This is a genomic window from Paraburkholderia largidicola, from assembly GCF_013426895.1.
GTDB classification, from domain to species: domain Bacteria; phylum Pseudomonadota; class Gammaproteobacteria; order Burkholderiales; family Burkholderiaceae; genus Paraburkholderia; species Paraburkholderia largidicola.
In genome coordinates this window covers 1934109-1951056 of record NZ_AP023174.1, presented here as the reverse complement: position 1 = coordinate 1951056, position 16948 = coordinate 1934109, and the positions used below count along the sequence as shown (strand labels likewise).

The 16948-nt window shown below is 63.7% G+C and carries 20 protein-coding genes; 10 read left to right on the top strand and 10 right to left on the bottom strand.

The annotated features are described in order from the left end of the window. Positions 1-3: 3 nt before the first annotated feature. Positions 4-897, bottom strand: coding sequence for a metallophosphoesterase family protein (locus PPGU16_RS08675; protein WP_180719621.1), 894 nt, complete (start codon positions 895-897; stop codon positions 4-6). Between the two features lie 155 nt (positions 898-1052). Between PPGU16_RS08675 and PPGU16_RS08670 the strand changes: the two genes are divergently transcribed. The 9 genes from PPGU16_RS08670 to PPGU16_RS08630 all read left to right on the top strand — a co-directional run bounded on the left by PPGU16_RS08670 (position 1053) and on the right by PPGU16_RS08630 (position 7870). Then, positions 1053-1859 carry an RNA polymerase sigma factor gene (locus PPGU16_RS08670; RefSeq protein ID WP_180719620.1) on the top strand — a complete coding sequence of 269 codons (807 nt, stop codon included), beginning with the start codon at positions 1053-1055 and terminating at the stop codon, positions 1857-1859. After that, positions 1849-2799 carry an anti-sigma factor family protein gene (locus PPGU16_RS08665; protein WP_180719619.1) on the top strand — a complete coding sequence of 317 codons (951 nt, stop codon included), beginning with the start codon at positions 1849-1851 and terminating at the stop codon, positions 2797-2799. The genes PPGU16_RS08670 and PPGU16_RS08665 overlap by 11 nt, the downstream gene beginning before the upstream one ends. A gap of 234 nt (positions 2800-3033) precedes the next feature. Further along, a complete protein-coding gene (gene rpsF, locus PPGU16_RS08660) occupies positions 3034-3408 on the top strand; it encodes a 30S ribosomal protein S6 (RefSeq protein WP_036004960.1) in 375 nt (124 codons plus the stop codon). 65 nt (positions 3409-3473) lie between these two features. Next, the gene (priB, locus tag PPGU16_RS08655) at positions 3474-3773 is read left to right on the top strand and encodes a primosomal replication protein N (RefSeq protein ID WP_180719618.1); all 300 of its coding nucleotides are present in this window, start codon (positions 3474-3476) and stop codon (positions 3771-3773) included. Positions 3774-3775: 2 nt separating this feature from the next. Continuing rightward, positions 3776-4051, top strand: a complete 276-nt coding sequence (gene rpsR, locus PPGU16_RS08650) for a 30S ribosomal protein S18 (RefSeq protein WP_036004965.1) — start codon at positions 3776-3778, stop codon at positions 4049-4051. Positions 4052-4078: 27 nt separating this feature from the next. Then, the gene (rplI, locus tag PPGU16_RS08645) at positions 4079-4531 is read left to right on the top strand and encodes a 50S ribosomal protein L9 (protein ID WP_180719617.1); all 453 of its coding nucleotides are present in this window, start codon (positions 4079-4081) and stop codon (positions 4529-4531) included. 165 nt (positions 4532-4696) lie between these two features. Further along, entirely contained in the window at positions 4697-6085 is a 1389-nt protein-coding gene (locus tag PPGU16_RS08640) for a replicative DNA helicase (protein WP_007735136.1), read from the top strand. 148 nt (positions 6086-6233) lie between these two features. Beyond that, entirely contained in the window at positions 6234-6860 is a 627-nt protein-coding gene (locus tag PPGU16_RS08635; protein WP_042310193.1) for a DUF47 domain-containing protein, read from the top strand. Further along, a complete protein-coding gene (locus tag PPGU16_RS08630) occupies positions 6860-7870 on the top strand; it encodes an inorganic phosphate transporter (RefSeq protein ID WP_180719616.1) in 1011 nt (336 codons plus the stop codon). Before PPGU16_RS08635 ends, PPGU16_RS08630 begins: the two co-directional genes overlap by 1 nt. Before the next feature lie 27 nt (positions 7871-7897). Here the strand turns inward: PPGU16_RS08630 and PPGU16_RS08625 are convergent, their stop codons facing one another. Together PPGU16_RS08625 and PPGU16_RS08620 are read right to left on the bottom strand one after the other, a co-directional pair. Next, positions 7898-8704, bottom strand: a complete 807-nt coding sequence (locus PPGU16_RS08625) for an SDR family NAD(P)-dependent oxidoreductase (RefSeq protein ID WP_180719615.1) — start codon at positions 8702-8704, stop codon at positions 7898-7900. A 90-nt stretch (positions 8705-8794) separates the two neighbouring features. Continuing rightward, positions 8795-9946, bottom strand: a complete 1152-nt coding sequence (locus PPGU16_RS08620; RefSeq protein WP_180719614.1) for a C40 family peptidase — start codon at positions 9944-9946, stop codon at positions 8795-8797. On the opposite strand from PPGU16_RS08620, the gene PPGU16_RS08615 reads away from it, so the two are divergent. Beyond that, a complete protein-coding gene (locus PPGU16_RS08615) occupies positions 9945-10160 on the top strand; it encodes a hypothetical protein (RefSeq protein WP_180719613.1) in 216 nt (71 codons plus the stop codon). The two genes, PPGU16_RS08620 and PPGU16_RS08615, sit on opposite strands and share 2 nt — an antisense overlap. Before the next feature lie 19 nt (positions 10161-10179). On the opposite strand, the gene PPGU16_RS08610 is transcribed toward PPGU16_RS08615, so the two are convergent. From PPGU16_RS08610 to PPGU16_RS08585, 7 genes are all read right to left on the bottom strand, one after another. After that, a complete protein-coding gene (locus PPGU16_RS08610) occupies positions 10180-11997 on the bottom strand; it encodes a PhoH family protein (RefSeq protein ID WP_180719612.1) in 1818 nt (605 codons plus the stop codon). 98 nt (positions 11998-12095) lie between these two features. Further along, positions 12096-12227 (bottom strand): hypothetical protein, encoded by a 132-nt coding sequence (locus PPGU16_RS43045; RefSeq protein ID WP_255221895.1) that lies wholly within the window; start codon positions 12225-12227, stop codon positions 12096-12098. Positions 12228-12350: 123 nt separating this feature from the next. Next, positions 12351-12812: a peroxiredoxin gene (locus tag PPGU16_RS08605; protein ID WP_180719611.1), complete on the bottom strand. Its 462-nt coding sequence runs from the start codon at positions 12810-12812 to the stop codon at positions 12351-12353. A 172-nt stretch (positions 12813-12984) separates the two neighbouring features. Next, positions 12985-13881, bottom strand: coding sequence for a polysaccharide deacetylase family protein (locus PPGU16_RS08600; protein ID WP_180719610.1), 897 nt, complete (start codon positions 13879-13881; stop codon positions 12985-12987). 12 nt (positions 13882-13893) lie between these two features. Then, entirely contained in the window at positions 13894-14940 is a 1047-nt protein-coding gene (locus PPGU16_RS08595; protein WP_180719609.1) for a bifunctional UDP-4-keto-pentose/UDP-xylose synthase, read from the bottom strand. Continuing rightward, a complete protein-coding gene (locus PPGU16_RS08590) occupies positions 14937-15884 on the bottom strand; it encodes a formyltransferase (protein WP_180719608.1) in 948 nt (315 codons plus the stop codon). The genes PPGU16_RS08595 and PPGU16_RS08590 overlap by 4 nt, the downstream gene beginning before the upstream one ends. Then, positions 15881-16930: a glycosyltransferase gene (locus PPGU16_RS08585; protein ID WP_180719607.1), complete on the bottom strand. Its 1050-nt coding sequence runs from the start codon at positions 16928-16930 to the stop codon at positions 15881-15883. The genes PPGU16_RS08590 and PPGU16_RS08585 overlap by 4 nt, the downstream gene beginning before the upstream one ends. Positions 16931-16948 lie beyond the last annotated feature (18 nt).

Genomic DNA, 16948 nt, shown 5'->3' with positions numbered 1-16948 from the left:
CCCTTATGAAGTCTTGATCGGCATTTCATCGAGCGCGAGCGCACCTGAAGGTCTCGCGACCTGCACCTGCCGCCATCCCAGCCCGCGATACGGCTCGGACGCGTCCCACGGAACCGGCAGCTTCTTGGGCTGCGACATCGCGGCCGGCAGCGGGAACATCAGCGAGCGCGCCGCGTGATGCGCGATGTTCCCCGTCACCATGTGATGCTCCTGATGGATATGGCCGTAGAACACGGTCACGTTCTTGCGCCGGCTCAACACGTCGATCACCTGCGCGCCGTCGCGCGTCGCCCAGTCCCATTGCGGCGCGAGATCGAATAGCGGCCGGTGCGTGAACACGACGATGCGCGCGTCCTGCGGCTGCTTGTCGATATCGTCGGCAAGCCACGCGATCTGCTGCTCGCCGACGCGGCCCGCCGGATCCGACACGTTGTCGATCGTGATGAAGTGCACGCCCTTGTGATCGAACGTGTAGTGCGTCTGGCCGAAGTGCTCCTTGTACGCCGCGCCCGCGTCCAGGCTCGCGTCGTGCTCGCCCGGCATCAGGTACAGCGGCTTCACCTTCAGTTGCGCGATGATCTGCTGGAACTGGCGCATGCGTTCGTGACGCAGCGCGGTGTCGTCGGTGGTGTGCGTCAGATCGCCCGTGAAGATCACGAAATCGGGCGGCGACGGCAGCGCGTTGACGGCGGCGATCGCCTTCGGCAGCGTGCCTTTCGAATCGGGATTCACGCGGGGGCCTTCGAAGCCCCAATGCGCATCCGACAACTGGACGAAGTAGAAATCGTCGTCGCGTCCATAACTGAAGCCGGGCAACGCCGACGCGAATGCCGCACCGCCGACGGCCGCCAGGCGCAGAAAATCGCGCCGCTTCAGACATTTCAGATTGTTTTGCATGGTTCTCCTCGCGAGTGAATGACTCATTTGCGGTACTGCGAGTCCATCCTTTCTATTCCCACTTTATTTTTTACGGCAGTTGCGAAAACCGGGAATAAACTGGATTCGAGATGGGTTTTGCAGCCGTGAAGTCTGGGCAAGCCTGGAGGCGATCGGTGAATGAGACCGGAAAACATGCGGGAGGCGATGCGCGCGCCGAGGCTGCGCGCAGTCTGCGTTTTCAGCAGATGGCGCTGCCGCATCTCGATGCCGCGTACAACCTTGCGCGCTGGCTATGCGGCAACGGGCACGATGCCGACGACGTCGTGCAGGAAGCGTTCATGCGCGCTTACCGTTTCTTCGACACGTTCCACGGCGAGACCGCGCGGCCCTGGCTGCTCGCGATCGTGCGCCGCACGTGGTACACGGAATGGCGAAGGCGCTCGGGTGGCGTCAACGCGACGATCGAGTTCGACGAGAACCTCGACGACGAGACGTTCGAAGGCTGGAGCACGAACTCGCCCGACCCCGAAGCGCTGATGATCCGCGATGAAAACACGCGGCTCGTGCACGAGGCGCTGGAAATGCTGCCTGTCGAGTATCGCGAGGTGCTGATCCTGCGCGAGCTGGAAGAATTGAGCTACCGCGAGATCGCCACGATCGCAGATCTGCCCGTCGGCACGGTGATGTCGCGGCTCGCGCGGGGGCGACGCAAGCTGGCGACGGCGTTGACGTCGTTGCAATCGAAGGGGAGCGCGCAGTCGAGAGGCGGCGCGCGCGATGGGGGCGCCACGCAGCGCGCGCCGGACGGGGCAGACGATGTGCCGGGTGCGCGGCCAGCCATGCGCGCATCGGCGCGGACCCAGGGTCCACCGCCCGGGGTCGTGCCCGATACCGCACGTAAAACCGAAAGCGGCTGGATGCCGCACGCTCCCGGCGCGTTGCCGGGCGGACTCGCACAGGAGGCGCCAGATGGACTGTAACGAAGCACGGCCGCTTCTCGATGCGAATGCGGACCACGAACTCACGCCGCCGCAATCACGCGACGTGCAGCGGCATATCGAAAGCTGCGAGGCCTGCCGGAGGGAGAGCGAAATGGTGCGGGCGATGAAGGGCGCGGTGCGCTCGGCCAATTACTACCGCGCGCCGGATGAACTGCGCGCGAGGATCATGACGGCGCTGCCGTCGACGGAGCTTGCCGCGCCGCAAGGCGCAACGCGCGACAGCGAAATGCGGCCCGAGCCGCGCGCGAGGCGGCGTAAAGGCTGGTTCGACTGGGTGCGGCTGCCGCAATTGCCGCAACTTCCGAAAGGCGGCGGCTTCGGCCCGCTGGCGGGCGAAGGCGCGGGCGGCGCGATGAGCGGCGGCGGATGGCACACGGGCGCAGCGTGGCGCGGCGGTCTCGCGCTGGCGTTCTGTGCGCTCGTCGCGGCGGGCATCGCGGTGACGCTGCACCGGACGGGCGAACCGATGCCGCTGGTCGACGAGCTGGTGGCGAGCCACGTGCGCGCACAGCTGTCGGGGCACGATATCGACGTGGTGTCGTCTGATCAGCACACGGTCAAGCCGTGGTTCAACGGCAAGCTCGACTACGCGCCGCCCGTCGAGGATCTCGCCGCGAGCGGCTTTCCGCTGGCGGGCGGACGGCTCGACTACGTCGGGCATCGGCGGGTGGCCGTGCTGACGTACCGGCACGCGAAGCATGTGATCGACGTCTACGTGTTCCCCGAGGACGACCGCGCGGCGGGCAAGCCGGGCGCGGCGATCGTGCAGGACGGCTATGCGGTGGCGCGCTGGCGCGACGACGGGATGATGTGGTGGGCCGTGACGGACGCCGCGCCCGAGTCGCTGACGGCGTTGCAGGCCGCGCTGACGGCCCGGCTGCATGGCACGGAGCCGGGGGCGCCGTATTCCGGCAGTTGAGGGCAGTTTGAGCGCGGGTGAAAGGCAACCCAGCGCATTCGAAGGGCGGCTGGCGGCGCGTTTTCGCACTGCCAGCCGCCCTAAATCATTGAAAACACGCCCGAATCCGGCAGATGCCACCTGCTTTATCTTGCAAACAGTGCCGATTCGGGTTATATTCTTCGGCTTCTCACTTGCCACACCGGTTCCGACGCCCGGGTGGCTTCTATCCATAAGTCAGCACAAGGAGTGAACATGCGTCATTACGAAATCGTATTCATCGTGCACCCCGATCAAAGCGAGCAAGTGCCCGCGATGATCGAGCGTTACAAGTCGACGATCACGTCGCACGGTGGCCAGATCCACCGCATCGAAGACTGGGGCCGTCGCCAACTGGCCTACATGATCGAGAAACTCGCGAAGGCTCACTACGTCTGCATGAACATCGAATGCGACCAGACCACGCTCGACGAACTCGAACACGCGTTCAAGTTCAACGACGCCGTTCTGCGTCACCTCATCGTCAAGATGAAGAAGGCCGAAACCGGCCCGTCGCCGATGATGAAGGAAGTGCAGCGCGAAGAAGCCAAGAAGGCGGCTGCATCGCAGCCGACGGAAGCGCAGGCTTAAAGCAGAACCATTAAGCCATCAGAGTCACGCGGCGCGCTCTCACCCAGCGTCCGTAAAAGGAATCGATGAACCGGCTGCAACTCACGGCGAGCGTCGTCGAACGCGAAATAGTGCGGTACACCCCCGCTGGCGTTCCGATTGCAGGCTGTACGTTGCAACACCGCACGCAGGTCGTCGAAGCGGGCGTTGCCCGAACCGTCGAGCTGATCATGCAGGCGGTCGCGGCCGGCGAGGCGAGCGGCAGGCTGGAGCGGGTTGAAATGGGCGTTGAAACGCTCTTCACCGGCTTCCTGGCGAAGAAAAGCCGCAACGCGAGAACTCTGGTGTTTCACATCACAGAATTGCAGGACATTGGAAAGGACTGAACATGCCCCGCCCGACTGGTAAGAAATTCGACAAGCGTCGTCAGCAACAAAACCCGCTCTTCAAGCGCAAGAAGTTCTGCCGTTTCACGGCTGCAAACGTCGATCAGATCGACTACAAGGACATCGATACGCTGAAGGACTTCATCGGCGAAAACGGCAAGATCACGCCGGCACGTCTGACGGGTACCAAGGCCCACTATCAGCGCCAGCTCGACACGGCAATCAAGCGCGCACGTTTCCTCGCGCTGATGCCGTACACCGATCAGCACAAGGCCTAACCGGACGACGTCACAAGGAGCATCCGAATGCAAATCATTCTTCTCGAAAAAGTTGTGAACGTCGGCAACCTGGGCGACATCGTCAAGGTCAAGGACGGCTATGCACGTAACTTCCTGATCCCGAACAAGAAGGCACGCCGCGCAACGAAGGAAGCCATCGCTGAATTCGAAGTTCGCCGCGCAGAACTGGAAAAGGTCGCAGCTGAAAAGCTGACGGCTGCTCAGGCACAAGGCGAAAAGCTGGCTGGCCTGACGATCCAGATCGCTCAGAAGGCTGGCGTCGACGGCCGTCTGTTCGGCTCGGTGACGAACGCCGACATCGCCGAAGCACTGGGCAAGCAAGGCTTCGCAGTTGAAAAGGCGCAAGTGCGTCTGCCGGAAGGCCCGCTGAAGATCGTTGGCGACCACCCGGTTCACGTCTCGCTGCACACGGACGTCACGGTTGACGTCACGGTGTCGGTGCTGGGCGAGCACGTCTAAGCCAGGCAGAAAATAAGATCGCCAGGCAGTTGCTGGCGTGAAGGGCAGGGGCCGGGAAACCGGCCCCTGCCTTTTTTATTGCCCGCATTGGCTTTGCTCGCGCTGCGGCGATTCGATTTTCAGGATGCTATCCCGCCGTCCCACTTTGCCTGATAATTCCACCCCATGAACGCACCGTCGAAAGATCCTCAAATCGAGTCGCTGAAAGTCCCGCCCCATTCCATCGAGGCCGAGCAATCGGTGCTGGGCGGTCTGCTGCTCGACAACGCCGCATGGGACCGCATTGCCGACTTCCTCTCGCAAAGCGATTTCTACCGCTACGACCACCGCCTCATTTTCGAGCACATCGGCAGGCTGATCGCGTCGACGCGTCCCGCCGACGTCGTGACCGTCTATGAAGCGCTGACCACCTCGGGTAAGGCCGAAGAAGTCGGCGGGCTCGCGTACCTGAACGCGCTCGCGCAGAACACGCCGAGCGCGGCGAACATCCGGCGTTATGCGGAAATCGTACGGGATCGTGCGGTGCTGCGCCGGCTGGTGTCCGTCGCCGACGAAATTTCCGCCGATGCGTTCAATCCGCAGGGCAAGGAAGTCCGCCAGCTGCTGGACGAAGCGGAATCGAAGGTGTTCTCGATCGCCGAAGACGGTGCGCGCGGCACGCAGGGCTTCCTGGAAATCGGGCCGCTGCTGACGCAGGTCGTCGAGCGCATCGACACGCTGTACCACACGGCCAATCCGAGCGACGTGACGGGCACGCCAACGGGCTTCGTCGACCTCGACCGGATGACGTCGGGCATGCACGGCGGCGAGCTCATCATCGTGGCGGGGCGTCCGTCGATGGGTAAGACGGCGTTTTCGATGAACATCGGCGAATACGTGGCCGTCGAATACGGTTTGCCAGTCGCCGTGTTCTCGATGGAAATGCCGGGCACGCAGCTGACCATGCGTATGCTCGGCTCGGTCGGCCGACTCGACCAGCACCGCATGCGGACTGGGCGCCTGACGGACGAAGACTGGCCGAAGCTCACGCATGCCGTCCAGAAAATGAGCGAGGCGCAGCTTTTCATCGACGAAACGGGCGGCCTGAACCCGATGGAACTGCGCTCGCGCGCGCGGCGTCTGTCGCGCCAGTGCGGCAAGCTCGGCCTCATCATCATCGACTACTTGCAGCTGATGAGCGGCTCGTCGTCGGGCGAAAATCGCGCGACGGAAATTTCGGAAATCTCGCGTTCGCTGAAAAGCCTCGCCAAAGAACTCGACGTGCCCGTGATCGCGCTGTCACAGCTGAACCGCGGTCTCGAACAGCGCCCGAACAAGCGACCGATCATGTCCGATCTGCGCGAATCAGGTGCAATCGAGCAGGACGCGGACGTGATCCTGTTCATCTACCGCGACGAAGTTTACAACCCGGACAGCCCCGACAAAGGCACCGCCGAAATCATCATCGGCAAACAGCGTAACGGTCCAATCGGCCCCGTTCGGCTCACGTTCCATGGGCAATTCACGAAGTTCGATAATTTTGCGGGCGCGCAGAATTTCTACGGCAGCGAGTAGCACACTCCGCGCGAACGGGGGAACCGGGTTGCGCCCGCCGTTGCGCGCGCGCACAAAACACGGCTGCGCGCCACACCCGGAATGGTCCGGAACGGTACAATATTGCGGTTTTATGACAGCCCCACCGTGACCATTTTCTGGGACCCCAATGTTCGGTCGATTCATGCCCACTGAGGGCAAATTTTTTGAAATCTTCAACGCTCACGCGAAGCACATCGTCGCGGGGAGCCACGAACTCGAACTGTTGATCGACAACCTCGGTGACGCCGAGATCCACAAGCAAAACGTGCAGACGGCCGAAAAAGCGGCCGACAAACTCACGCACGAAACCATCGATCTGCTGCACAAGACTTTCATCACGCCGCTCGACCGCGACGAAATCCACAAGCTGATCACCACGATGGACGACATCCTCGACCTGATGGAGGACGTCGCCACGGCCATTTCGCTGTACGACGTGCGGGCGGTGACGTCGGAAGCGAGCCAGCTCGCGCACATTTCGACCGCTTGCTGCGAGCGCGTGCAGGCGGCCGTCGCCATGCTGTCGGACATGAAGCAGGCGCGCGAGATCCTGAAGGCGTGCGAAGACATCGATCGTCTGGAATCGGACGCCGACCGTGTGCTGCGCTCGGCGATGTCGAAGCTGTTTCGCGAGGAGGACGACGTCAAGACGCTGATCAAGCTGAAGGCGATCTACGAGCTGCTCGAGTCGATCACCGACAAGTGTGAGGACGTGGCGAACATCATCGAAGGCATCGTGCTGGAAAACGCCTGATGCATTCGATACAACTCGCCATCTGGGCGGTCGCGACGCTCGTCGTCGTCGCGCTCGTGTTCGACTTCATGAACGGCTTCCACGACGCGGCGAACTCGATCGCCACCGTCGTCTCGACGGGCGTGCTGAAGCCGCAACAGGCCGTCGCGTTCGCTGCCGCGTTCAACGTCATCGCCTATTTCATCTTCCACCTGAAAGTCGCGCAGACGGTCGGCAAGGGCACGATCGACCCCGGCATCGTCGATCACTACGTCGTGTTCGGCGCGCTGGTCGGCGCGATCGGCTGGAACATCGTCACCTGGTACTACGGCATTCCGTCCAGCTCGTCGCACGCGCTGATCGGCGGGCTGGTGGGCTCGGCGCTGGCGAAATCCGGCTGGGCCGCGCTCAACTGGGACGGGCTGCTGAAAACGGTCACGTTCATCATCGTGTCGCCGCTGCTTGGTTTCGTGCTCGGCTCGTTTTTCATGCTGCTGGTGTCATGGATCTACTTCCGAACGCCGCCAAGCAAGGTCGACAGGCGCTTCCGCCGGCTGCAGCTGGTGTCGGCGGGTCTGTACAGCCTCGGCCACGGCGGCAACGACGCGCAGAAAACCATCGGCATCATCTGGATGCTGCTGATCGCGACGGGCTATGCGTCGGCAGCGGCCGATGCGCCGCCGCTGTGGGTGATCGGCGGGTGTTATCTGTCGATGGGTCTCGGCACGCTATTCGGTGGCTGGCGCATCGTGCGGACGATGGGGCAGAAGATCACGAAGCTCAAGCCTGTCGGCGGCTTCTGTGCGGAGACGGGTGGCGCGATCACGCTGTTCCTCGCGTCGTTCCTCGGCATTCCCGTATCCACGACGCATACCATCACCGGTGCGATCGTCGGTGTCGGCGCGACGCAGAAGTTGTCGGCCGTGCGCTGGGGCGTCGCCGGCAATATCGTCTGGGCGTGGGTACTGACGATTCCCGCGTCCGCCGTGCTCGCGGCGGCCGGCTGGTGGCTCGGTCACCGCTTCCTGTAAAGCTGCGCTAAAAACGGCGCGCCGCGGTCAGATCAGCGGCGCGCTGCCTCCATCCATCGGGACGATCGCGCCCGTCACGTAGCTCGCGCGGCGGCTCGCCAGAAACAGCGCGACGTCTGCTATTTCTTCTGGTTTCGCGAAACGTCCGAGCGGCACGCGGGCTTCGCCGCGCGCGAGCGCATCGGCGGCCGCGATGCCTTCGCGCGACGCTTCCAGTTGCAGTGCCTCCTCGACACGCTCCGTCATCGTTGCCCCCGGATTGATCGCGTTGATGCGGATGCCATAACGCGCGTAATAGTGCGCGAGGCCGACGGTGGCAAGCATCAGCGCCGCGTTGGCCGCGCCGCCCGCGATATGGATATCGCTCGCGATCTTGCCGCCCATGCCGATGATGTTGACGATCGTTCCCGGCTCCTTCGCCGCGCCGGATTTCACGCGCTCGGCCATGCGCCTGAGCACTTCCTGCTGCGGGTAGATATACGGGAAGTATTTCGCTTCCATCGTCGCCTTGAACGCAGCGGCATCGAGCGATTCGGGGTCGTAGCGGCGCGCGGCGCCCGCACTGTTGATCAGGATGTCGATCGGGCCGACGGCGGACGTCGCTTCCTCGACGACGTCGGCGGCGCTATGCGGCTCGTGCAGATCGGCGCGCGTCAGGTGGACATGCAGCCCCTCGCTCGAAAGCTGCTCGCGGGCGCGGGCGAGGTTGGCGGGATCGCGTGACACGATCGCGACTTTCGCGCCTTCCATCGCGAACGCCCGCGCGCACGCGAGTCCGATGCCCTTGCTGCCGCCTGTTATCAGAACCACTTTGTCTTTGAGCCCGAGATCCATCGTCGTCACCCGCCGTTAGGGAAATATCGTCAAAAGATAGCAGAGGTGCGGCGGCGCGGGTGAATCGGGCGTCGATGGCCGACGCCCAAATCAATAGTTCGCGAAGCCCGCGATCGGGTCGTCGTTGGTTTGCGTCGGCGCGGGAATGGGGCGCGAAGCCGTCGACGCGCGCATGATCTGTACGCCGCCTGATTCGCGGTTGTCGCCGGAGAACTGCGCCTGGCGAGCCTGGCGCGCTGCGACGGCGGCGGGCGGCGGCGGTTCGTAGGCATCCGCGGCGGCGTCGATGGCATCGGGCGCGGAAGTGGAGGCAGGCGAGGGCGCAGCGCCGTAGACGCGTGACGGTGTGGCGTCGGCGGGCGCGGCGGCAACCGGCGAAGCGACTTGGGTCGGCGATATGGCGCCCGCTGCGCGCGCCTGCATTTGCGCGGCGCTCATGCCGGGCGGCGGCGGCTCGAACTGATCGGCGGATGCTGCCGCGGTGGCAGCCGTGGCGGCCGTGCCCTGATTGACCACTGGCGCGGCTTGAGCACGATTCTGCGTCACGTAAGCGCTGCGGGGCGCGCCATACGTGCCGCCAGCGACTTCGGGCGCGGCCGGTGTCCTCGGCGCGGCTTCTGTCGCTGCAACCGCAGGCGCCGAAGACACAGGCGCCGCAGCCTCGTAGCTCGGTGCATCGAATGGCGTCGTCGTTGGCTTGTTCAGCGCGGGCGCCACCCGGCGGATACCGTCGAAACGCTTCGCCCAGTAGGGATTGGTCAGATAGTCGAGCCGCACGGTGCCGCCCGTCGACGGCGCGTTCACGAAACGCAGCTTGCCGACATAAATCCCGACATGCGAATGCGGGCGTCCCGTCGTGTTGAAGAAAATCAGGTCGCCCGGCGCGATCTCGTCGGGTTCGATGGAGTCGCCGCGCGAACTCATATCGGCCGTCGTGCGCGGCAGGTTCACGGAAGCCGCGCGCTGCACGACGTAGTGCACGAGTCCGCTGCAATCGAACCCGCTATCCGGCGTATTGCCGCCCCAGCGATACGGCACGCCGACAAGGCTCATGGCCTGAATCGAGATTTCCTCGCGCCCGATGCTGTGGTCGACGAAACGGGGGAAGCCCGGTGGCGTAGTGCGATACGCGCCGCCCGACGACGCATACGATCCGCCCGAACTGCGCACGGTCTTCTGCGGCGCGCCTGAGCAGGCGGCGAGCAGGGCGACGACCAACAGTGACAGCGCGAGGCGAAGCATGAAAGCGAAGGCGAGCGAAAACGCCCGCCAGAAGCCGGTGATGCCCGATGGTAGCCCGTCTGACGGGCCTCTCGCAAGAAATCTTGATGAGTTACTTGAAGTTTACGCGCTAAATGTCGATTTAAAGCGACCGGCGATATGCCCATCGCATAACAATCAAAGCCGAAACCCAAAGAAAAAGCCGCTTCCGGCGTGCACCGGAAGCGGCTTTTGAACCAGCGAAGAAAAGCGCGTTAGAGAATGTCCGACGCGTAATCAGCCAGCCGCGAACGCTCGCCGCGCGCCAGCGTCACATGCCCGCTGTGCGCCCAGCCCTTGAAGCGATCGACGACATACGTCAGCCCCGAACTGCCTTCCGTCAGATACGGCGTATCGATCTGCGCGATGTTGCCGAGGCAGATGATCTTCGTGCCCGGACCGGCGCGCGTGACGAGCGTCTTCATCTGCTTCGGCGTCAGGTTTTGCGCCTCGTCGATGATCAGATACTTGTCGACGAACGTGCGGCCGCGCATGAAGTTCATGCTCTTGATCTTCAGGCGCGAGCGGATCAGTTCCTGGGTTGCCGCGCGGCCCCATTCGCCCGCTGCGTCGTCGGTTTTTTGCAGCACTTCGAGGTTGTCGTCGAATGCGCCCATCCACGGCTGCATCTTTTCCTCTTCAGTGCCGGGAAGGAAGCCGATGTCTTCGCCGACGGGAACCGTTGCGCGCGTCACGATGATCTCGTTGTAGCGCTTGTCGTCGAGCACCTGCGCGAGACCAGCCGCCAGCGCGACCAGCGTCTTGCCCGTGCCCGCCTGGCCGAGCAGCGTGACGAAGTCGATCTCCGGGTTCATCAGCAGGTTCAGCGCGAAGTTCTGCTCGCGGTTGCGCGCCGTGATGCCCCACACGTTGTTCTTGTGGTGGCCGTAGTCGCGCAGCGTCTGCAGGAGCGCCGTCTTGCCGTTCAGTTCACGGACGATCGCGTGGAACGTCGGCTCGCCATTCTGCGGCTCGAGATAGACGAACTCGTTGACCAGCATCGACGCGCACAGCGGACCCGTCACGCGGTAGTACGTGGTGCCCGTCTTGGTGTCCTGCCAGCTCTCCATGTCCTTCGCGTGCTTTGCCCAGAAGTCGAGCGGCAGTTGACGGATGCCGGAGTAGAGCAGGTCCTTGTCTTCGAGAACCTGGTCGTTGAAGTAGTCTTCAGCGGGCAGGCCGAGCGCGTGCGCCTTGATGCGCATGTTGATGTCTTTCGACACCAGCACGACCTGGCGGTCCTCCCGGTCGCGCTGCAGCGCGCGCACGACGCCGAGAATCTGGTTATCCGCCTTGCCTTGCGGCAGGCCTTCGACGGGCTCGATATGCGTGAGCTTCGTCTGGAAGTAGAGGCGTCCCAGCGCTTCGCGGCTACCCAGACGCGCGAGCGAAATGCCTTCCGACATTTCACCTGCATTCGCGACGAGCGAATCCAGCGTACGGCTGACCTGACGCGCGTTGCGCGCGACTTCCGACATCCCCTTCTTGTGATTGTCGAGCTCTTCCAACGTCATCATGGGCAGATAGACGTCGTGTTCCTCAAAACGGAAGAGGCAGGTCGGATCGTGCATCAGCACGTTGGTGTCGAGCACGAACAGCTTGCGAACCTCCACCTGCGCAGTCTTGGCCGTGCCTTTCTTCGTGCCGGTGCGGGTCGGTTTGGCGCTGGCGGCGGCGGGCGCTTGCGCTTCGGCGGAACCCTTGCCACGAGCGACGACAGGCGCTGCCGTGCTGGGCGCTGATGCCGGCGCAGCCGGGACGGGCTGCAGCAATGCGGCCGTCTGCTTCGACTTGCGACCGCGCTGTGGCGCGATTTCGGCAACGGGCTCGGCGACGCTCTGAACGGGGCGCAGCGTGGTGGCCGCGTTGGCGGCGTGCGTCATCGGTGCGGCGACGTTGGCGCGGCCATATTCGGCCGATGCGGCTTGCTCCCCTTCATACGCCTGTTTTCGACCAGGCTTTGCAGGCTTCGCCGTGTATTCATCAGGCGGCAACAGATTGCCGAGCTTGCTGGGTGGGGTAGGCAAAGGCATGGTTTCCCTCGAGTAAAGCGGGTCACAATTCTTCGCCGCCTGCCGCAAACTGTCGTGCGTCGTGCGCCCGCAATTTGCGTCCGGTGGCGCGTGTCGGATTAGTAATGCCGGTTCGCCTGGTCTTCGATCGGCTCCTTGACGAAAGTGCGCTGCGAACGTCGCAAACTGCTGCGCGCAATTAAAAAAGCCGCCGCCCCGGCAGACGGGGCAAGCGGCTCGACTTCGGTCATCGCATTGCGCCTCGTGGCTCGCCTCATGGCCGTACTGTCAACGGCGATGACGACGCGATCTGCAGCGCAACTGCGGAAAAAAGTATGTGAACAGGCACTCATTGCGGCCCAATATAACGCGCCTCAAAGCGCTTGTACAGCCTCCAGAATCTCGTCGACGTGCCCCGGCACTTTCACGCCGCGCCATTCGCGGCGCAACACGCCTTCAGCATCGATGACGAACGTGGAGCGCTCGATTCCCCGTACTTCTTTGCCATACATTTTCTTCAATTTCATGACGCCGAAGAGCGTGCACAGCGTTTCTTCCGGATCCGATACCAAGGTAAACGGCAGTTCCAGCTTGGCCTTGAAGTTATCGTGCGAACGTACGCTGTCGCGCGATACGCCGATGATCTCCGCGCCCGCTTTCTTGAACTTCGGATACAGGTCGCGGAACTGCAGTCCTTCCGTCGTGCAGCCGGGCGTGTTGTCCTTCGGGTAGAAATACACGACGACTTTCTTGCCGCGCAGGCTGGACAGCGTGAAGTCGCCGCCCGTAGCCGGGGCGGTGAAATCGGGAACGGGTTTATCGACTGCGATGGGCACGAGGTCCTCCGGTTTGTTATCAATTGTTATCGGTGTCGGCGGCGGCGTGGGCCGCGCCTGAGCGCATTCTTCGGGATTGCTGGGTGTGCTTCGGGACGTGCTGCGCGTTCGGCAAATGCGGTCTCGGACAGTGGGCGAACGCGTGTCGAAAGATGCCCCGCATGCCGCGCGCCTAGTCGGGCTGAACGATCAGTTCGCCGGAACGGCCTGGAATCTCGCCCCACGTCACAGGGTACGACGGCAGTGTGTCACGGTCTAGCGTGGCGTGATAATCGCCCATCGTGGCGAACGTGTGGCCTTGCGCGCGCCAGCCGGCAAGCAGTTGCTCGAACACGGGCGCGAGTTTCTGGCCTTCGAGTTCCGCGTGCAGCGTGAACACCTGATCGTGCGGATTGTTTTCGGTGCGCTTCAACATCCACTCGGCGACGTTGTGCGTGTCGATGCCGTCGATGCCCAGCACTTCGTCGAGCGTGGGCAGCGTGGTCGGCATCTGCACATGCGACAACGTGCGGCCGCCGACGACCGGGAAGTACGGCGTATGCCCGCGCCCGTCGGACGCGTACTGCATGCCCCACGCGTCGATCTGCTCGAACGCATGGCCGTTCATCTGCCAGCCTGCGGCGCCGTGCGTGACGGGCGGCATGCCGAAGATATCGGCGAAGCGGTCGTGGCTCTTCTGCATCTGCGCGACGGTCCAGTCGCGCGGACGCGAACGCACGTTGTCCTGCCAGTAGACGTGATCCCACGTGTGAATGCCGCATTCGAAGCCGGCTTCGTGGATCGCGCGCATTTCGGAGCGGGCGCGCGCGCCGATGTCGGGGCCGGGCAGAAGCACGCCGTACATCAGCTGTTTCACGCCGTAATGCTCGACCACCGACGTGCGCGACACCTTCTTCAGAAAGCCGGGCCGCAGCACGCGCCGCATCGCCCAGCCGGTGTGGTCGGGGCCGAGGCTGAACAGGAACGTGGCGCGCGCCTTGTAGCGGTCGAAGATACGCGCGAGATTCGGCACGCCTTCACGCGTGCCGCGCAGCGTATCGACATCGATCTTCAGGACGATCAGAGCCAAGCGCGGCAGCCCTTACTGTTGTTCGACGAGGGCGCGTGCTTCGGCGACATGCCCGCGGTACGCTTCGAAAATCTTGCGCAGCGCTTCGTCGAAGGTCGATGTCGGCGCCCAGGAGAGTTCCTGCATCGTGTTGTCGATCTTCGGCACGCGGTTCTGCACGTCCTGATAGCCCGCGCCGTAATACGCGCCCGACGACGTTTCGACCAGTTGCACCTTCTTCGCCGTTTCCGCGTACTCGGGGAATTCGGCGGCGAGCGCGAGCATCTTGTGCGCGAGCTCGCGCACCGAGAAGTTGTTGGTCGGATTGCCGATGTTGTAGATCTTGCCCGTCGCGACGCCGTCCTTGTTCTCGATGATCTTCATCAGCGCGCTGATGCCGTCGTCGATATCCGTGAACGCGCGCTTCTGCGCGCCGCCGTCGACGAGGCTGATGTTCTCGCCGCGCACGATATGGCCCAGGAACTGCGTGACCACGCGCGACGAACCTTCCTTCGGCGTGTAGATCGAGTCGAGGCCCGGGCCGATCCAGTTGAACGGACGGAACAGCGTGAAGTTCAGGCCTTCCATGCCGTAGCCCCAGATCACGCGGTCCATCAGTTGCTTCGAGCACGCGTAGATCCAGCGCGGCTTGTTGATCGGGCCGTAGGTGAGGGCGGACTCGTCCGGGTCGAACTGCTCGTCCGAGCACATGCCATAGACTTCCGACGTGGACGGGAAGACGAGGTGCTTGCCGTACTTCACGGCCGAACGGACGATGGGCAGGTTCGCCTCGAAGTCCAGTTCGAACACGCGCAGCGGCTGCTTCACGTAGGTTGCAGGCGTGGCGATCGCGACCAGCGGCAGGATCACGTCGCACTTCTTCACGTGATACTCGACCCACTCCTTGTTGATCGTGATGTCACCCTCGAAGAAATGCATGCGCTCGTGGTTGACGAGATCGCCGAGGCGTTCGGTCTGCATGTCCATGCCGAACACTTCCCAATCGGTCGTTTCGAGAATTCGCTTGGACAGGTGATGGCCGATGAAGCCGTTCACACCCAGAATCAGGACTTTTTTCATGTGTTACGGGAAGATTGAGTGAGCTGGGTGAATTCGGCGGGGGTGACGACGCGCTCGCTTGTCTGGTGCTGATCGTCGCGCTGATGCCGCAATTCGTGGATCGCGACCACGCGGCCGTCGCCGCATGTCGCAAAAAAGCCATTATCGCCTACGTGGATGCCGGGCGGCAAATCCCCGCCTGGCGCGCCGGGCGGCGCCAGCCGCGCGCGCGCGACGACGAAGCGTTCGCCGCCGATGTCGGTAAATGCCCCCGGATACGGCGGCGCGACGGCGCGAATCAGGTTGTACACCTGCTGGCCGCTCTGGCTGAAGTCGATGCGCCCGTCTTCCGGCTTGCGTCCGCCGAAGTAGCTGCCGTGCGCGAGATCGTTCGGCAGATGCGGCGCTTCGCCCTTGAGCAGCGCGGGCAGTGCGCGCCATAGCGTCTGCTCGGCGGCCACGGTCACCTTGTCGAACACCTGCGCGGCCGTGTCGTCGGGCAGGATGGGCACGGGCGTCTGCGCGATGATCGCGCCCGCGTCGGGCTTCGCGGCCATTTCATGCAGCGTCGCGCCCGTCTCGGTTTCGCCGTTCAGCACGGCCCAGTTGGTGGGCACGCGGCCGCGGTACTTCGGCAGCAGCGATCCGTGCATGTTGTACGCGCCGCGCGGCGCGACGGCGAGTAGATCGACGGGCAGCATGTGCCGGTAATAGAACGAGAAGATGAAGTCCGGCCGCGCCTCGACGATGCGTGCTCGCAATTCAGCGCTCTTGGGATCAGCGGGCGTGACGACGGGAATGCCATGCTCGGCGGCCACCGTCGCGACGCTGCCGAACCAGATGTTTTCGGTGGGGCTGTCTTCATGCGTGACGACCAGCGCGACGTCGACGCCGCGCGCGAGCAGCACCTGCAGGCAGCGCACGCCGACGTTGTGATACGCGAAAACGACGGCGCGCGGCTTCATCGGATGAGTCCCTGGTCGTCGCCCGTGACAGGCGCGGGCTGCACGCCCGGGATGACCGACTGGCGCGGCTGCGCGGCAACCGGTTCGCCGTTGCGTTGTTCGAGGATGGTTTGCACCAGATAGCGCGGCCGCGCGCGCACCTGCTGATAGATCCGGCCGATATATTCGCCGAGCAGGCCGAGCGCGAAGATGATCACGCCGAGCATGAAGAACGTGATCGCGAACAGCGTGAACACGCCTTGCACTTCCGCGCCGATGATGAAGCGGCGAATCAGCAGCAGCACGAACAGGGCGGCCGAGCCCATCGACAGAATCACGCCGATGAACGACAGCCATTGCAGCGGCACGACCGAAAAGCCCGTCACGAGGTCGAAGTTCAGGCGGATCAGGCTGTACAACGAGTACTTCGATTCGCCCGCGAAGCGCTCTTCGTGCGCGACTTCGATTTCGACGGGGTTTTGCGCGAACGTGTAGGCGAGCGCGGGGATGAACGTGTTGATTTCGCCGCAGCGGTTGATCGTGTCGACGATATGGCGGCTGTACGCGCGCAGCATGCAGCCCTGATCGGTCATCTTGATGCGCGTGATGCGCTCGCGCAGCCGGTTCATCACCAGCGACGCCTTGCGCCGCCACAGGCTGTCCTGGCGCTGGATGCGGATCGTGCCGACGTAGTCGAAGCCCTCGCGCATCTTCGTGCACAGCTTGCCGATTTCTTCAGGCGGATTCTGCAGGTCGGCATCGAGCGTGACGACGATCTGGCCGCGCGACTGCTCGAAGCCCGCGAGGATCGCCATGTGCTGCCCGTAGTTGCCGTTCAGCAGGATCACGCGGGTCGTGTCGGGACGGGCGCGGAACTGCTCGGCGAGCAGCGCCGCCGAGCGGTCGCGGCTGCCGTCGTTGATGAAGATCACCTCGTAGCCGGTGCCGAGCGCGTCGAGGGCCGGGTACAGGCGCGAGAACAGTTCGCCGAGCCCCGCTTCCTCGTTGTACACGGGGATGATGACCGAGAGTTCGGGCGCGACCGGGCGTGGGTCCGTTTGATTCATTTCCGCTGGGTTTCCGCT

Excerpts from the sequence above, each read along its gene's own strand:
- priB (WP_180719618.1), top strand. The coding sequence starts at position 3,474 with ATGAACCGGCTGCAACTCACGGCGAGCGTCGTCGAACGCGAAATAGTG.
- PPGU16_RS08675 (WP_180719621.1), bottom strand. The coding sequence starts at position 897 with ATGCAAAACAATCTGAAATGTCTGAAGCGGCGCGATTTTCTGCGCCTG.
- PPGU16_RS08630 (WP_180719616.1), top strand. The coding sequence starts at position 6,860 with ATGCATTCGATACAACTCGCCATCTGGGCGGTCGCGACGCTCGTCGTC.
- rpsF (WP_036004960.1), top strand. The coding sequence starts at position 3,034 with ATGCGTCATTACGAAATCGTATTCATCGTGCACCCCGATCAAAGCGAG.
- PPGU16_RS08590 (WP_180719608.1), bottom strand. The coding sequence starts at position 15,884 with ATGAAGCCGCGCGCCGTCGTTTTCGCGTATCACAACGTCGGCGTGCGC.
- PPGU16_RS08620 (WP_180719614.1), bottom strand. The coding sequence starts at position 9,946 with ATGCTTCGCCTCGCGCTGTCACTGTTGGTCGTCGCCCTGCTCGCCGCC.
- rpsR (WP_036004965.1), top strand. The coding sequence starts at position 3,776 with ATGCCCCGCCCGACTGGTAAGAAATTCGACAAGCGTCGTCAGCAACAA.
- PPGU16_RS08625 (WP_180719615.1), bottom strand. The coding sequence starts at position 8,704 with ATGGATCTCGGGCTCAAAGACAAAGTGGTTCTGATAACAGGCGGCAGC.
- rplI (WP_180719617.1), top strand. The coding sequence starts at position 4,079 with ATGCAAATCATTCTTCTCGAAAAAGTTGTGAACGTCGGCAACCTGGGC.
- PPGU16_RS08585 (WP_180719607.1), bottom strand. The coding sequence starts at position 16,930 with ATGAATCAAACGGACCCACGCCCGGTCGCGCCCGAACTCTCGGTCATC.
- PPGU16_RS08610 (WP_180719612.1), bottom strand. The coding sequence starts at position 11,997 with ATGCCTTTGCCTACCCCACCCAGCAAGCTCGGCAATCTGTTGCCGCCT.
- PPGU16_RS08615 (WP_180719613.1), top strand. The coding sequence starts at position 9,945 with ATGAAAGCGAAGGCGAGCGAAAACGCCCGCCAGAAGCCGGTGATGCCC.
- PPGU16_RS08640 (WP_007735136.1), top strand. The coding sequence starts at position 4,697 with ATGAACGCACCGTCGAAAGATCCTCAAATCGAGTCGCTGAAAGTCCCG.
- PPGU16_RS08635 (WP_042310193.1), top strand. The coding sequence starts at position 6,234 with ATGTTCGGTCGATTCATGCCCACTGAGGGCAAATTTTTTGAAATCTTC.
- PPGU16_RS08665 (WP_180719619.1), top strand. The coding sequence starts at position 1,849 with ATGGACTGTAACGAAGCACGGCCGCTTCTCGATGCGAATGCGGACCAC.
- PPGU16_RS43045 (WP_255221895.1), bottom strand. The coding sequence starts at position 12,227 with ATGACCGAAGTCGAGCCGCTTGCCCCGTCTGCCGGGGCGGCGGCTTTT.
- PPGU16_RS08595 (WP_180719609.1), bottom strand. The coding sequence starts at position 14,940 with ATGAAAAAAGTCCTGATTCTGGGTGTGAACGGCTTCATCGGCCATCAC.